General features: G+C 72.5%; 11 protein-coding genes. 4 read left to right on the top strand and 7 right to left on the bottom strand.

The window, feature by feature from the left end; all coding sequences use genetic code 11:
* Window positions 1–45: 45 nt before the first annotated feature.
* The 7 genes from K8Z49_RS19185 to K8Z49_RS19215 form a co-directional block, all read right to left on the bottom strand.
* Window positions 46–936, bottom strand: a complete 891-nt coding sequence (locus tag K8Z49_RS19185) for a type II secretion system F family protein (RefSeq protein ID WP_021594673.1) — start codon at window positions 934–936, stop codon at window positions 46–48.
* Window positions 937–943: 7 nt separating this feature from the next.
* On the bottom strand, window positions 944–1,873 hold the full coding sequence (locus tag K8Z49_RS19190) for a type II secretion system F family protein (RefSeq protein ID WP_024934129.1): 930 nt from the start codon (window positions 1,871–1,873) through the stop codon (window positions 944–946).
* 34 nt (window positions 1,874–1,907) lie between these two features.
* Window positions 1,908–3,269: a CpaF family protein gene (locus K8Z49_RS19195; protein ID WP_021594671.1), complete on the bottom strand. Its 1,362-nt coding sequence runs from the start codon at window positions 3,267–3,269 to the stop codon at window positions 1,908–1,910.
* Window positions 3,270–3,272: 3 nt separating this feature from the next.
* A complete protein-coding gene (locus K8Z49_RS19200) occupies window positions 3,273–3,662 on the bottom strand; it encodes a TadE/TadG family type IV pilus assembly protein (protein ID WP_021594670.1) in 390 nt (129 codons plus the stop codon).
* Window positions 3,659–5,239, bottom strand: a complete 1,581-nt coding sequence (locus tag K8Z49_RS19205) for an AAA family ATPase (protein ID WP_021594669.1) — start codon at window positions 5,237–5,239, stop codon at window positions 3,659–3,661. The genes K8Z49_RS19200 and K8Z49_RS19205 overlap by 4 nt, the downstream gene beginning before the upstream one ends.
* 6 nt (window positions 5,240–5,245) lie before the next feature.
* Window positions 5,246–5,920, bottom strand: a complete 675-nt coding sequence (gene cpaB, locus K8Z49_RS19210) for a Flp pilus assembly protein CpaB (protein ID WP_021594668.1) — start codon at window positions 5,918–5,920, stop codon at window positions 5,246–5,248.
* A 67-nt stretch (window positions 5,921–5,987) separates the two neighbouring features.
* On the bottom strand, window positions 5,988–7,598 hold the full coding sequence (locus tag K8Z49_RS19215) for a hypothetical protein (RefSeq protein WP_412520121.1): 1,611 nt from the start codon (window positions 7,596–7,598) through the stop codon (window positions 5,988–5,990).
* A gap of 1,014 nt (window positions 7,599–8,612) precedes the next feature.
* Here K8Z49_RS19215 and K8Z49_RS19220 point away from each other — a divergent pair.
* Genes K8Z49_RS19220 through K8Z49_RS19235 form a run of 4 tightly spaced genes read left to right on the top strand, consistent with a single transcriptional unit; the run spans window position 8,613 to window position 14,323 of the window.
* The gene (locus K8Z49_RS19220) at window positions 8,613–8,897 is read left to right on the top strand and encodes a DUF4282 domain-containing protein (protein ID WP_052357981.1); all 285 of its coding nucleotides are present in this window, start codon (window positions 8,613–8,615) and stop codon (window positions 8,895–8,897) included.
* Between the two features lie 12 nt (window positions 8,898–8,909).
* Window positions 8,910–11,264: a serine/threonine-protein kinase gene (locus K8Z49_RS19225; protein WP_412520123.1), complete on the top strand. Its 2,355-nt coding sequence runs from the start codon at window positions 8,910–8,912 to the stop codon at window positions 11,262–11,264.
* Window positions 11,261–12,382, top strand: coding sequence for a transcriptional regulator (locus K8Z49_RS19230; protein WP_024936698.1), 1,122 nt, complete (start codon window positions 11,261–11,263; stop codon window positions 12,380–12,382). Before K8Z49_RS19225 ends, K8Z49_RS19230 begins: the two co-directional genes overlap by 4 nt.
* 36 nt (window positions 12,383–12,418) lie before the next feature.
* The gene (locus tag K8Z49_RS19235; RefSeq protein ID WP_024936699.1) at window positions 12,419–14,323 is read left to right on the top strand and encodes an AAA family ATPase; all 1,905 of its coding nucleotides are present in this window, start codon (window positions 12,419–12,421) and stop codon (window positions 14,321–14,323) included.
* Window positions 14,324–14,411: the final 88 nt, after the last annotated feature.

The following is a 14,411-nucleotide window of genomic DNA, read 5'->3' on the forward strand; positions in this document are numbered from 1 at the left end:
AGCATCCGGAACGCCGACCCCACGCGTTCCGGGAAGACCCCGCCTCTACTGCCCGAAGAGCCCACTTGCACCCCCCATTCCGGACCCGATGAACAGTGCGCCGAGCACGACCAGCATGAGCGCGGGGAGCGTCATCGACATCGTGATGGCGGTGATCTTCGGCGTGGTGCGCTGCGCCTTGCGCTTGGCCCACTGGGCGGACTCGCGGCGCATGTCCGCGCCGATGTCCACGAGGGCCGTGCCGAGCGGCGCGCCGAGCTCCTCGGCCTGCAGGATCGCCGTGACGAACAGGTTCACCGCCTCGGAGCTGTTGCGGTTGCGCAGGTCCTCGAACGCCTCCCGCCGCGGGGTGCCGAGCTCCATCTGGCGCAGCGCGACCATGAACTCCTCCGCCAGCGGCCCCGGCATGCTCTCGGCCACGCGGGACAGCGCCAGCCGGAAGCTCAGCCCCGCGCTCACCGTCACCGCGAGCACGTCGAGGAAGTCGGGCATCGACCGCTGGATGTTGTCCTGCCGCGCGGCCCGCTTGCTGTAGAGGACGAGCTCGGTCTGCAGGCTTCCGAAGAAGGCGAGGATGCCGAACAGCGGCTGGCCGTTCACGATCAGCAGGAGGCCGAGCAGCCCGAACAGCACGGTGTAGCCCGCGGTCCGGCGGGAGTAGGTCTCCACCGTCATCCCGCCGGGACGGCCCGCCGCGTCGATCCGCTTGCGGATCTTCGGCCGCCACGGACCGAGCAGCTCCATCGTCATGCTCGTGAACGGCCGCCCGAGGCGGTCGGCGATGACGTCGAGGACGAACGTCTCGTTCTTGTCGGGCTTGCCGGCCACCGGCACCGCCGAGGTGGCGACGCGCTGGTCGGCGGTCAGCAGGGCGAGCCCGAGGATGCCCATGAGAACGCACAGGGCCGCGCCGCCCGCCATGGCATAGATGACCATGTCCACCTCACACGTCGATCCGGGTCATCCGGCTGATGATGACCAGGCTGGCGATGAACAGGCCGCCGGCGACGGCCAGGATGATCTGGCCCACGGGTTTGCCGCTCATGATCCGGAGCGAGTCGGGCATGATGACGTTGACCATGGCCAGGCCCGCGATCCCGAGCAGGCCGATCGCCCAGTTGGTGACGACCGCCTCGCCCATGATGGTCTTGACCTCGCGGCGGATCTCCTTGCGCTCCTCCAGCGTGGTGGCGATTGTCCGCAACGCGGTGACCAGCGATCCGCCGGCGCGGGCCGACACCAGCAGCGTGCTGATCAGCACGCCGAGCTCGCGGGACGGAAGCCGCTCGCCGAGGTCGTGGAGCGCCTCGTCGACCGACTGCCCGAGCCGCAGCGCGTCCGCGGTGCGGCGCAGCTCCTCTCCGGCCGGGTCCGCCAGCTCGTCCGCCGCGATCTCGATGGCGGTGCGCATGACGAGACCGGCGTGCGTGGCGTTGGACAGCACGCGCGCGAGCTCCGGGAGCTGGGCGATGAACTCCTCCTTGCGCCGCTCCTCCCGGCGCCGGACGTAGGACAGGAAGGCGAAGCCGACGCCGATCGCGGCGGCGATCCCGAAGAGCGGCGCCATCCACTTGCCGATGAGGAAGATCGCGAAGGCGCCGGTCGCGGACATCAGCAGCACGAACGTGGACACCCGGATCCGCATCCCGGACGCCGCCAGCCGCCGGGCGAGCGTCTTGCCCATCGCCGTGCGGCGGATGATCAGCTCCAGCCGTCCGAGCAGGCCGGTCACCTTCTCGTCGGTGACCATCGCGGACCGGGCCACCAGGCGGCTGCGCTGGCCCCAACCGATCACCAGGTCGCCGATCCCCCAGACCGCGAGGGCCAGCGTCAGTACCAGCAGCGCCAGGATCACGGGCAGTGGAAGGCTCACCGCGCACACTCCCTCGTCGGTTCGTCGATGCGGGTCATGGGCTCACCCGCGGTCCGCTGCCGTTCAGGCCGCCCCCGTGGACGTGACCGCCGCCGTTCCCGCGCTGCGCGAACATCGGCGGGACGCTCTCCCCGGCATGGAACATCCGGGTGAGCAGCGCCTCCGGCAGGGGAATCGGCTGGAACGTCCCGCGGACCACGCGGTCCGCTCCGATCGGCTCGGGCACGAAGCGCATCACGGGCTGCAGCTTGAACTGGTCGCGCCGGGCCGGGTCCACCACGGCGACCTCGGTGATCCGGCGCGACCCGTCCGGGCCGCGGCTGAGCTGGACCACGCAGTCGATCGCGCTGGCGATCTGGTCGCGGATCGCCTCGAACGGCAGCTTGACGTCGCTCATGCTGGCCAGGGTCTGCAGGCGGTGCACGGTGTCCTCGGTGGAGTTGGCGTGCACCGTCACCAGCGAGCCGTCGTGACCGGTGTTCATCGCCTGGAGCATGTCGAGCGTCTCGCCGCCGCGGACCTCACCGACGATGATGCGGTCGGGACGCATCCGCAGCGCGTTGCGGACCAGGTCGCGGATCGTGATCGCGCCCTTGCCCTCGATGTTGGGCGGGCGCGACTCCAGCGGGATGATGTGCTCCTGCTTGAGCTGGAGTTCCGCGGAGTCCTCGATGGTGATGATGCGCTCGTGGTCCGGGACGAACGCCGACAGCGCGTTCAGCATCGTCGTCTTCCCCGTGCCGGTACCGCCCGAGATGACCAGGTTGAGGCGGGCCCGGACGAAGGCGGACAGCAGCATGCCGGTGGCCGAGTCCATCGACTCCATGCCGACCAGTTCCTCGATCGAGTAGGCGCGCGGGAAGCGCCGGATCGTCAGGATCGGGCCGACCAGCGACAGCGGCGGGACGATGACGTTGACGCGCTCCCCGGTCGGCAGCCGCGCGTCCACCATGGGGCTCGACTCGTCGACCCGGCGGTTGACCTGCGCGACGATCCGGTCGATCGTCTGGTAGAGCTGCTCCTCGCTGGCGAAGCCGCCGTCCAGCCGGTGCACCCGGCCGGCCCGCTCCACGAAGATCGCGTCCGGGCCGTTCACCATGATCTCGGTGACGCTCGGGTCGGCGAGCAGCGGCTCCAGCACGCCGAGGCCGAGCGCCTCGTCCACCACCCGGCGGATCAGGTTGGCGCGCTCCCCGGCGGCGAGGACGGGGCCCTCACGGGTGACCAGCAGCCCGACGACCTTCTCCAGCCGGGCCCGGCGCTGCGCCATCGTGAGCCGCGCGAGCTCGTCGAGGTTGATCTCCTCCAGCAGGCGCTGCCGCCAGTGCTGGACGGTGTTCCTGCTCGTCCGGTCGTTGGCCGACCGGTCGTCTTCGAGACGATCCTTCAGTGCCATCTGCTATCCCAGCGGCATGGTGACGGTGCGGGTCACGGTGTAGTCGAGGGGGATGCCCTTCCAGATGATCGGAAGCTTGGCCTCCACGTGGCAGTAGACGGCGTCGCCGTCGGCCACCTTGGTCCTCCCGCCCTCGATCTTGTAGTCGTTCAGCCAGGCCGGCCGGACGCTGTTGGCGTACTGGACGCACAGGCCCGGCTCGTACCGCTGGCCGGCCTCCCGGGCCCCGGTGCGCGCGATGTTCTCCACGCGGGACACGGTGGTGAACGAGACGTACGCCTGGAACGCGAGGAAGATGACGAAGAACGCGAGGGGCACCGTGCCCGCGTACTCGAGCGCCACCGCGCCGGAGTCGCCCCGGCGCCGGGAGTCGTGCGCGGCCACGTGCGTCACCCCTCACCCTCGTCAACGATCTTGGTTCTGGTCTGGATGCCCCACGAGCTGCGGAGCCCGGGGATCAGGATCGGGGTGTCGATGGTGACCACCGCGTAGCCGTTCACGACGTTGATCGTGAGGTGGTCGCGGTCCTTCCAGTCGCCCCGGATGCGGCTGATCGCGCGGCGCCGCACCTCCTCCCGGTTGGCCCTCGCCTCCGGGGTGTCGCGCTTGTCGTAGCCGATCACGGCCACCGCCCGCGCGGCCTCGTTCGCCGCGTGGCTCGAGTAGGTGGAGGTGAGCCCGACCAGCACGACCTGCCACACCAGCAGGAACACCAGCATGATGAGCGGGAACAGCCCGGCGAACTCCACCGCGGCGGCGCCGCGGTCGCCCGACTTCTGCAGCGGCACCGGGTGGGCCGCGTCCGGCGCGGGGGCGGCGCCGAGCAGGCCGAGGTCCGCGGCGGCCTTGCCGATCGCCTTGCGGAAGTCGGAGTTCTTGACCGCGGCGGGCGACCCGGTGTTCGCGGCCTCCTCCAGCGCGCGGAAGCCCGCCGGCACCGTCACGCCGCGCAGCGGCGAGCCGACCATCTTCTTGGCCAGGTCGGGCTGGATCTCGTTGCGCCTGTCCTGCCGCGTCAGCAGGACGCTCAGCTCCTCCTCCTTGCGGATCGCGAGCCGCGCGAACATCCGCGCGAGCCGCCGGGCGGAGCGCAGCGCGGGCACGTCCGGCGTGGCGACGATGACCGCCTCGTCGGCGAGCTCCACCGCCATCGCGTTGGCGTCGGCGAGGTGCGTCCCGCCGTCCACGATCACGATGTCGTACCGGGACCGGACCACGGTGAGGATCTGGCGCACGGCCCGCGCGGAGATCTCCTCGGCGTCCTCGCCGTGCCCGGGCGCCAGCAGCAGGTGCGGGCCCGACGGGTGGACGAACAGCGCCTCGGCGACCACCGCGCCGTCCAGGTCGCCGGCGGCCGCCGCGAGGTCGGCGATGCTGTGCCGGTGCTGGACGTCCAGGTAGCCGGGGATGTCGCCGTTCTGCAGGTCCATGTCGACCAGGCAGACCTTCTGCCCCACGCTGCTCGCGGCGATGGCGAGATGGATCGCCAGGGTCGTCGTGCCGACGCCGCCCTTGGCGCCGCACAGCGTCACGAGCCGGGCCAGCCGGCCGCTCTGCCCCGCGACGTCGGCGCCGGTGAAGTGGCTGCGCATCGTGCGCGACCACTCCGCCGCCTGGTGGATGCGGCTCTGCAGCTCCGACAGCGTCGGCTCGTTGGAGATCACGCCGCGGGCGCCGGCGGCCATCGCCCCCGACAGGGTCTCCGCGGTCGCCTCGTCCGCGATCAGGATGACCGCGAGCTGCGGCTGCCGGACGACCAGGTCGCGGATGAGGTCCAGGGCCGGCAGCGGCCCGAGCCCCTGGTGCACGAGCACCACGTCGAGCTGCGGGACGGTCGCGACCGTGCTCGCGAGATGGTTGGACGACGCCTCGACCGCGATGATCTTGATGTCCGGAAGCTCGCGGAACTGGCCGGTGAGCGAGGCGGCGAGATCACGGTCCTCGACGCCGAGGAGGACTTGGATGGTCATGCGGCCTCACCTCGCCGGGACGGTTTCGCAGACCGGCGGGAGCTTGACGCCGTCGACGCCCGTCCCCGATCCGCCGATGAGGGCGAGCCTGATCTTCTCGGCGAAGCTCTCCTCACGGGTGAGCTTCAGGCTGTCCGCGGCGCTGAGCGCGAACGTGATCGGCACCTGGGACTCCGTCACCGAGCTGTTCTTGGCATCCTTGACCTGCGTCTCCTGGCCGATCTGGATGACCCGGGCCGCCCTGACGATCCGCGCCGCGCAGGACTGCTGCGCGTTGCCCTTCTGCGCCTGGTAGGTGGCGTAGATGTCGACCGGCATCCCCTCGTGGACCTTGCCGGCCACGCCCGTCTCCGCGTCGATCATGATCGCGATCTCGCGCTGGCCGGGCTGCAGGGTCGGGCCCGGGACGATCATCCCGGTCTGCAGGAAGGACCCCGCCAGGAGGTCGGCCGCGGCGACCTTTCCCTCCAATTGGGACAGGTCGGTCACCATCGTGTTCGGCGACCATTTCTTCGGCACCTGGATGCGGTTGAGGTCGTCCGCGGTCACCGGGCTGAAGGCCGGGATGTTGCGCTTGAGCTGGAGCACGTCGGTCTTCACGCCGACCTCGGCCCGAACGGAGCCGACATATCCGATGATGCTGATGAACACGGCAACGGCGCCGAGCGCAGCCAAGATCATCAGCAGAACTCCACGTCGCTGGCGCGGGTTCATGGGACTCGCTTTCTCATCAGGGGGTCGGGAGGCTTTACCGGCGGGGCTGCGGCCGGAAGGCGACGGTGCCGGTGCGCCACTCGTCGTCGGGGGTCGGCATCCGCTCGGGCGGGGGGTCCGACGCCGCGGACCGTGGGGGCTGGGAGTCGTTCAGGAGCGTTTCGATGGACGTCGTGTGCTTGGATGGACGCGCCTCATCGTCGGCGGGTTCGGTCGTTTCCGTTTTTCCCGTGGGATTTTCCGTTCCGCCGGTCCGATGATCACCGGGCGCGGCGGCACTGCCCCATGAGCCGGGAGGCATCTGCACGCGCGTGCGGTCCGCCTCTTCGATGGTGTCCACGCCCGATTCGGGGGCGTCATGGCCCCTCGCGCCCAGGTGCGGACCGACCGGCGCCGCCAGGACGGGTTCCCTGCGGGCCGGTGCGGGCGAGTCTCCGGCGGCCTGAGCCGGGGAGGCCGCCCGCGGATCGCGGGGCTGGGACGACTGCGGCCGCGGAGGGTGCGGGCCCGGCGGCGGCGCCGGCTGCGGACGCCCCTGACGGTGCGGGACCTGCGGTCGCGTGGGCGGCGCCTCCACGTGGTCGGGCTGGACCGGAGACGGGGGCGTGGTCGGGGGCGTGTTCGGGGGCTGGGCGGCCGGCGGCTGGACCGGCTGGGGAGCCGGCGGCTGGACCGGCTGAGGGGCCGACTGCCGGAACGCCGGCGGCCGGGGCTGGGGTTGGGGTTGCACCGGTGGCCCGGGCTGGGGCTGGACCGGCGGCGGGGACTGCGACGGGGGCTGCGACGGCCCCTGCGACGGCCCCTGGGGGGCGGCCGGCGCGTGCGCCGTCTGCACCATGAAGCAGAAGGGGCACTCGGGCAGGGCGGTCGGTTCGCCGCACCAGCCGCACGGCGCGTACAGAGAACCGGCCAGCAGGCTCTGCAGTGCCTGCGGATGACCGCTGAACGCGACGAACTCGGTGTACTTCTTCGTGCCCCAGTACTCCGCGCTCAGCGGCTGGGGCGCGACGGCCGTCACCGAGGCCGCCCCGAGCGTCGGCCGCAGCCTGTTCTGCAGCCAGTCGAGGTCGCCGTTCACGTCGCCGTACAGCATCAGAACCGGGTCGGCGGGCCGGAACATCTGCTCCACCACGGGCTTGGCCGAGCTGATCCGGTGCACCGCCGCGTGCGGGGTCGTCGACACCGCGAAACCGGCGCCGGGCAGGTACGACGAGACGTGCGCCCCGAGACCGGTCTTGATGTGCTCCATCCGCGCCACGCTGTTCACCCACGCGCCCGCCTGCACGTTCTCGCAGAGCCGCTGGGCCAGGCTCGCGAGGACGCCCGGCCTGGCATAGGACGACGCGAACGCCAGCTGGTCGGCGATCAGCGACAGCGCGAGCGGCGGGACGTCCAGCGCCAGTCCGGCGACGCGGTCGGTGAGCATCGCCGATCGCGCCAGGCGGACCAGCCGCTGCGCGCCCGTCTTCTTCCAGGCCGGATAGAGCACCAGCACGGTGCCGCGCTGCCGGATGGCGTGCGCCATCTGGTCGATGAAGGCGGGCGGGCCTCCGTCGTCCGGTCCGCCCGTGCTCACCCGCTGGGCCACGGTGGCCTGCAGAATGCCCGTGCTGGGAAAGTCACCGACCAGCACCACCGCAGTCACGGGCGCCTCGGATGATCTTCGGGCTTCACCGGGGGGATCCCTTCCGTCCTGAACAGCGGACCAGCGACAGACGACCTATTCGCCCGATAACGAGTACGCTGACAATAGTCACCACAGTTGTCACCACTCAAGCGATTAGTCCTTCCGGCGGGGGTGACCCACATTCAGGCCGGGAGCATCGCATTGTTCGATGCCTCAGGCATTGCCCAGGTTCCCCTGAGCGGGTGACGAGTTCGAGGAATCTCAAGGCGGCCACCTTGACATGGGACGGTCGCGGGGTGCCACCCGCGCGACCCCGGCCGGGGGGCGACCTGCGGCGGCCCGGGTGCACCCGGACCCGAGTGGAGCGTGCCACTTCACATCCCGAGAGCACCGTCACCTGGCCATTCTCCCGAAGGTGCGGTAGCTGATCAACGACGGCCCGAAAGTCCACAGTCGGCCAGAGAATAGGTCCTAGGGCCCTGGACATGGGTCCCCCAATCCCTTCTCGTCAAGAATTAGTTGAAAATCGTTCGTCTTGTTGTGACCGGTGAGACGCATGGGAATTCCGGGACTCGGTGATGGCGAGTGCCGGGCCCTTGCCGGAGAGGGATTCCCGGTGTAGTGCCCAGGGGCCGCGGCCCACCGCCGCCGCGCGGCCCGGCCGGCGCGTCCGCCGGGTGACAAGGACCTGTCCCGGCCGTCCATGACGCCGGGCGCGTGGCGTCCGTTCCGGCGTGGGAACGGGGGCAGGCTCTAGAGTCTTCCTGTAGGCGCCCCTAACTGGAGACGACGGCGATGACGCACCCTTCAGATCCCGGTCAGCCCTCGCGCCCGCCGGCGCCCGGAGGGCCGGGCGGCCCCTACGGCCCCCCGCCCGGGGCGCAGCCCTCCGGCCCCGGTCCCGGCCCCGGCACGGGCCCCGGCCCCGTCCCGCGTCCGGCCGGCCCGGCGGACCCCGGAGGGCCCGCGGCGGGGCCCCAGTACCAGCAGCAGGGGTGGGCCCCTCCCCCACCGGGTCCGGAGCGCAAAGGGGTGCTGGGAGCGCTCTTCGACCTGAGCTTCGACCACATGGTCACCGTCAAGGTGGTCAAGATCATCTACCTGCTCTCGCTGGTCCCGTACACCATGCTGGCGCTGCTGCTGGCCGGGTACGGGCTGGACTGGCTGGACCAGGGCTCGGCGTTCGGCTACCTGCTCATCCTCACGGCCCCGTTCCTGTGGTTCTTCCTGCTGCTGGCGACCCGCATCGTCCTGGAGTTCGTCATCAACCAGTTCAAGATCAGCGAGTACCTGCGCGCCATCAAGGACAAGCGCTAGACGGGACGGCCAGTGGACCAGTACGGACCAGGCTCCGGCGGCACCCCGCCGCGGGACACGCACCGCGACGCAGGGACGACGCGGCGGGACGCGCGGGTGCCCGGCCCGCGGGGGGCGTCGGAGACCCGGCGGGAGGGGGCGGAGCCCGGCGACCCGCTGATCCGGCTCCCGGCCGTGCTCGGCGAGCGGTACGCGGTCGTCGCGGAGCTGCCCGTGCAGGGCGCCGAGTCGGACCTGCTGCTGGTGCGGGACGAGCAGGGCGCCGACTTCGTGGCGAAGATCTTCCGCCGCGGGTACCGCGCCGACCGGGAGGTGTGGGCGAAGCTGCCCGCGCTGGACTCGCCGCACGTCCTCCGCATCCTGGAGACGGGGCACGCGGACGGGCGCGACTACGAGGTCGCCGCCTACGCGCCGGACGGCAACCTGCGGACGCTCATGCAGGAGGGACCGCTTCCCGAGGGCACGGTCGGCGAGATCGCGGCGCAGCTCGCGGCCGGGCTGGCGGCGCTGCACCGGGCGGGGATCGTCCACCGGGACCTCAAGCCCGAGAACGTGCTGGTCCTGTCGGCCGAGCCGGTGCGGCTGGCGATCGCCGACTTCGGGCTGAGCAAGGTCCTCGACCAGAGCGTGGTGTTCGCGTCGTCGTCGCGGACGCTGGCCTACGCGGCCCCGGAGTCGCTGTCGGGCCAGGTGTCGCCGGCCCGCGACTGGTGGTCGCTCGGCATGATCGTCCGGGAGCTGGCGACCGGCCGGGCGCCGTTCCAGGGGTTGAGCGAGACCGTCGTGGTCGACCATCTGGCGACGCGTCCCGTCAGCGCGGACGAGGTCGCCGATCCGAGGCTGCGGCTGCTGTGCCAGGGGCTCCTGACCCGCGACCCGCGCAGGAGGTGGACGGGCCGGCAGGTCCAGGAGTGGCTGGACGGGGGGTCGCCCCAGGTCGCCGAGGAGAGCGTCCAGGCGGACACCGGCGACGGGCTCCCCTTCCGAGGACGGCGCTACTCCGACCGGGGCGAGCTGGCCCGCGCGCTCGTCGACGACTGGGACCACGCCGCGCAGTACTTCTTCGGGCGCGGCGAGTCGGGCGAGGCATGGCGGAGCCTGCGGGAGTGGCTCGCCGAGGTGCCGGACGACAGCCGCATCGGGCTCGTCGACGGCCACCTCATGACGACGCTGCCGCCCGACGTGAAGCTCCTGCACCTGGTGCGGTGGCTCGACCCCGCGCTGCCCCCGCACTTCCTCGGGCGGCGGATCACCGCCGCCGACCTGCCCGGCCTGGCGGCCCTGGCCGCGGATCCGCGGCATCCCGACCACCGCGCCGCCTGCCTCATCGGGCGGGCCCTGTGGGAGCACCACCTGCTGCACGTGCTGGCAGGATTCGCGGGCGGCGAGGACCTGCCCCGCGCCGACGACCAGTGGCGCGCCCACGTGCCGGCGTGGGACGACCTGGCCCGCTGGCTGCGCGACCAGGAGGCCACCCCGGCGGGCCTCGCGCGGCGGCTGCCGGACGCCGAGGCGGAGGAGCCGCCGGTCGTCCTGCTCACGCTGCTCGCCCTGGCGGCGCGCCCGGCGGAGACCCACCGGCTGATCGCCGAGGGCGCGGAGCGGGCGCGGGCGTCGGTCTCCGGGCGGGTCCCGTGGTTCGCCTGGATGGCGGACGGGGCCGGCGACGACCCGCTGCGGCTGCTCGCGGTGACGCGCGCCGCGCCCGAGGCCGTCATGGAGAGCGAGTCCCAGGCCCGCGAGCGCCTCGCCGCCGAGCAGCGCGACGAGGCGCTGCGCGGCCAGTGGGCCGACCGGGAACGGCGGCGGCTCGCCGGACGCAACGCGGCCGTGGCCAAGGCCGTCCTGCTGACCCTGCCGTTCCTCCTTCTCTGGCTCGTGGGGAGCTGGGTCGTCGGTTCCCTGTTCGGCGGTGGAGGCGAGGACAGCGGGACGACGTCGGTCGGCCTGCACACCTCGTCCTCCGGGCTCTCCTTCGGCGTCCTCGCCGTTCTCTCCGTGCTCGCCTGGGGGGTGCAGTGCGGCAGCGAGGTGATGGTCGCGCGCACGCAGGGCGCGGACTACCTTCCCGAGGGGCCGTGGGCGATGCTCTCCGGCATCCTCGGCGCGGGCGGGCGCGGGCTGTCCAAGGCGTCCCAGACGATGTCGGGCGCGGCGCAGCGCACCGGGCGGCGCGGCTGCGGGTTCCTGCTCATCGCCGGGGTCGTTCCGCTGCTGCTCGTCCTTCTCCTCATCGCGGCGGTGACGTCGATCGCGAGCCCGCTGTGGGTACTCGCCCTCGTCATCGCCTCCGCCGCACACGCCGTCGCGGCGGGGGTGCGGCTGCACCAGTGGCGGCGGGCACGGACGAACGGAGGGGCCCCTTGAGCAGCGGGATCGACGCGGACATCGCGCTGGACGCGGCGGTCGTGCTCAGCCTCGGCATGAACCGCGTCCTCGGCCACGGCGCCGGGCTGGCCGGGCGTGGCGCGGAGGCGCTGGCCGCGCTCGCCGCCGGGCGGGCCGAGGCGCGCGCGGCCGCCCTCGCCGAGGTGGAGACGCACGAGCGGGCGCTGCGGGAGGCCGTGGAGCGCAACGCGCGCATCGCCGCGCTGGCCGGGACCCGCGCGAAGATCGGCGCGGACGTCGCGGTGCCGGACGCGCTCGACCTGGCCGACCGGTCCCCCGAGGAGCTGACGGCCTGGTGCGCCGCCACCGACCCCGTCCTGGACGAGGCCGAGCGGCGCCTGTCCGAGCATCTCGCCGCGCAGGTCGGCACGCAGATCTTCGAGGTCCCCGCGGAGGGCCTCCAGACCGGCACCGGACGGGACGCGCCCCCGCCACCGCGGGAGGACGTCCGGGAACACCTCGAACGGATCATGGCGCGGCTGCTGCCCGACGCCGGGGAGGCCGAGCGGCGGGCCGTGGTCGAGGCGGCGCGGCTGCTGGCCGGGATCGGGACGCCGGAGGAGGCGGAGGACGTCCTGCAGGAGGTGCGGCTGCGGATCCAGGCCGCGAACGACCGCGTCCGGGAGCGCCGGGACGAGGAACGGCGGCGGGCGGCCGAGCGGGACGCCGCCGAGCAGGCCGAGGCCGAGCGCCGGTACGTGCTCGGATCGATCACCGCCGCGTTCGAGGACATGGGGTACGAGGTGCAGGCCGGGTTCGAGACGCTGACGGCCGAGGACGGCACCGTGACGCTGACGAAGGGCGCCTGGCCGGACCACAGCGTGCGGATGCGCGTCGACGACGCGCACGTCCGGGCGTCGATGGTGCGCGAGCGCCCCGCCGAGAGCGAGGACGACCGGCGGCTGGACGTCGAGCGGGAGCGGGAGTGGTGCGAGGCGTTCGAGGCCGCGCGGGCGCGCCTGGCGGACGCGGGGATCCGCTCGGACGTCGCCTGGCGGCTGGACCCGGGCGTGCGTGAGCTGCCGGTTTCGGAGGGGGCACGGCAGACTAGGGGCCGTACCGGCCAACGCGAACGCTCCCGCGAGCGTCACAAGTGAGATGCAGGGGTGCCGGCAGGTGGGAGTAGAGCGGGCATGAGCATTGATTCGCCGACCCTGGGGGGGCGGTTGCAGGGTTGGCCGCCGTTCATCCGCGAGCTGGACGCGACCCTGTCGGTGCACTCGCAGTACGTGCTGTCCGGGAACCTGTACGACAGCTTCCTGGCGCCGCCGACGGAGGGCGGCGGGCCGGCGCGGCTGCTGCCGCTGCGCGGGCTGCTGTGGGAGACGCTGCGGTCCAGCGGCGCGTCCTGCATGGTCGTGTACGACCCGGTGGACGGCGTGCAGGTCTACCCGGAGGGGTCGGACGAGGCGGCGCAGGCGGCCGAGACGCTGATCGGCAAGATCAAGGCGGACGAGAAGCCGTCGCTGGAGGGGCTGACCCGGCACCTGGCCGCGGTCGCCCGTCCCAAGGAGAACGTGCGCGCCGCGTTCGTGATCGACTCGGCGTCCCGGATCGCCCGCACCCCGACGGACCTGGAGCCGGCCGAGCGCGACTTCTTCCGGTTCGCCGCGAAGCTGTCGCGCACCGCCCGTCCCGTCCGGGTGACGGGGCCCCGGCCGAAGCCGCTCTACAACCCGATCATCTGGCTGGTGGAGCGGCCGGGCGACCTGCCGCCGTGGCTGACGGCCGACAACGACACCATCCGCGAGATCACGATCCCGCGGCCGCACCTCGGCGACCGGCAGGAGACGGCGCGGCTGCTGGCCCGCGCGTTCGGGATCAGCGACGTCGGGTCCGACGAGGTGGCGGCGGCGGCGTGCGACGCGTTCGCCGAGCAGGCCGACGGGCTCACCCTGCAGTCGATGATCGAGGTGACCCGGCTGGCGAAGGAGCGCAACGTCGACCTCGCCGACCTGCCCGACGCGGTCCGCACCTACAAGCTCGGCGTCCTCGACAACCCGTGGAGCCGCGGCCATCTGCGGCGCCGGGTGCTGGAGGGGGAGAAGCGCGTCCCCGAGCGGGTGATCGGGCAGCCGCAGGCGGTCACCAAGACCCTCGACATCCTCAAGCGGGCGGTGCTCGGGCTGTCGGGGGCGCAGGCGACCCGGTCCGGCAGCCGCCCGCGCGGGGTGCTGTTCTTCGCCGGCCCGACCGGGACCGGCAAGACGGAGCTGGCCAAGGCGATCACCGAGTTGGTGTTCGGGGACGAGTCGGCCTACCTGCGCTTCGACATGAGCGAGTTCTCCGGCGAGGGCTCCGGCGACCGGCTGATCGGGTCGCCGCCCGGGTACGTGGGCCACGAGGCGGGCGGCGAGCTGACCAACGCCGTCCGCGAGGACCCGTTCCGGGTGATCCTCTTCGACGAGATCGAGAAGGCGCACCCGCGGATCCTGGACAAGTTCCTGCAGATCCTGGAGGACGGCCGGCTCACCGACGGGCGCGGCAACACCGTGCACTTCTCCGAGTCGATCCTGATCTTCACCTCGAACCTCGGGATGTTCGTGCCGGGCCGGGACCTCACCACCCGCGACGGGTCCGGGTACACGCCGCCGGACCGTGTGCAGAACATCACACCCGGGATGGCCTACGACGAGGTCGAGCAGCGGATCAAGGGCGCCGTCGCCGACCACTTCACCGAGGTGCTGAACCGGCCGGAGCTGCTCAACCGGTTCGGCGACAACATCGTGGTGTTCGACTTCATCTCCGGCGAGGCCGCGCACAAGATCTTCGACCTCCAGTTCGCGAACATCTGCCGGCGGGTCACCGACGAGCACCGGCTCCTCCTCGCGGTGAAGGGGGACGCCCTGCAGACGCTCCGCGCGTGGTGCACCGAGGAGCTGGACAAGGGCGGGCGCGGCATCGGCATGGCGCTGGAGTCGCACTTCGTCAACCCGCTGGCGCGCGCGCTGTTCGACCGGGAGCTCGTCCCGGACGAGAAGATCACGGTGACCGGGATCCGGCGCGAGGGCAGCATCGTCCATCTGGACCTCCAGTGAGCCCGGAACGCGCGGGACGGGCGGGCGCCGGCGGCGCGGGGGGCGGGGCGGCCGGGGCTGCCGGGGAGACGCTGCTGCTCGCGAAGGC

The organism is Actinomadura madurae (genome assembly GCF_047130825.1).
GTDB classification, from domain to species: domain Bacteria; phylum Actinomycetota; class Actinomycetes; order Streptosporangiales; family Streptosporangiaceae; genus Spirillospora; species Spirillospora madurae.

What these genes read in the sequence shown, in the direction of transcription:
- K8Z49_RS19235 (WP_024936699.1), top strand. Translation starts at nt 12,419, where the DNA reads ATGAGCATTGATTCGCCGACCCTGGGGGGGCGGTTGCAGGGTTGGCCG.
- K8Z49_RS19195 (WP_021594671.1), bottom strand. Translation starts at nt 3,269, where the DNA reads ATGGCACTGAAGGATCGTCTCGAAGACGACCGGTCGGCCAACGACCGG.
- K8Z49_RS19185 (WP_021594673.1), bottom strand. Translation starts at nt 936, where the DNA reads ATGGTCATCTATGCCATGGCGGGCGGCGCGGCCCTGTGCGTTCTCATG.
- K8Z49_RS19205 (WP_021594669.1), bottom strand. Translation starts at nt 5,239, where the DNA reads ATGACCATCCAAGTCCTCCTCGGCGTCGAGGACCGTGATCTCGCCGCC.
- cpaB (WP_021594668.1), bottom strand. Translation starts at nt 5,920, where the DNA reads ATGATCTTGGCTGCGCTCGGCGCCGTTGCCGTGTTCATCAGCATCATC.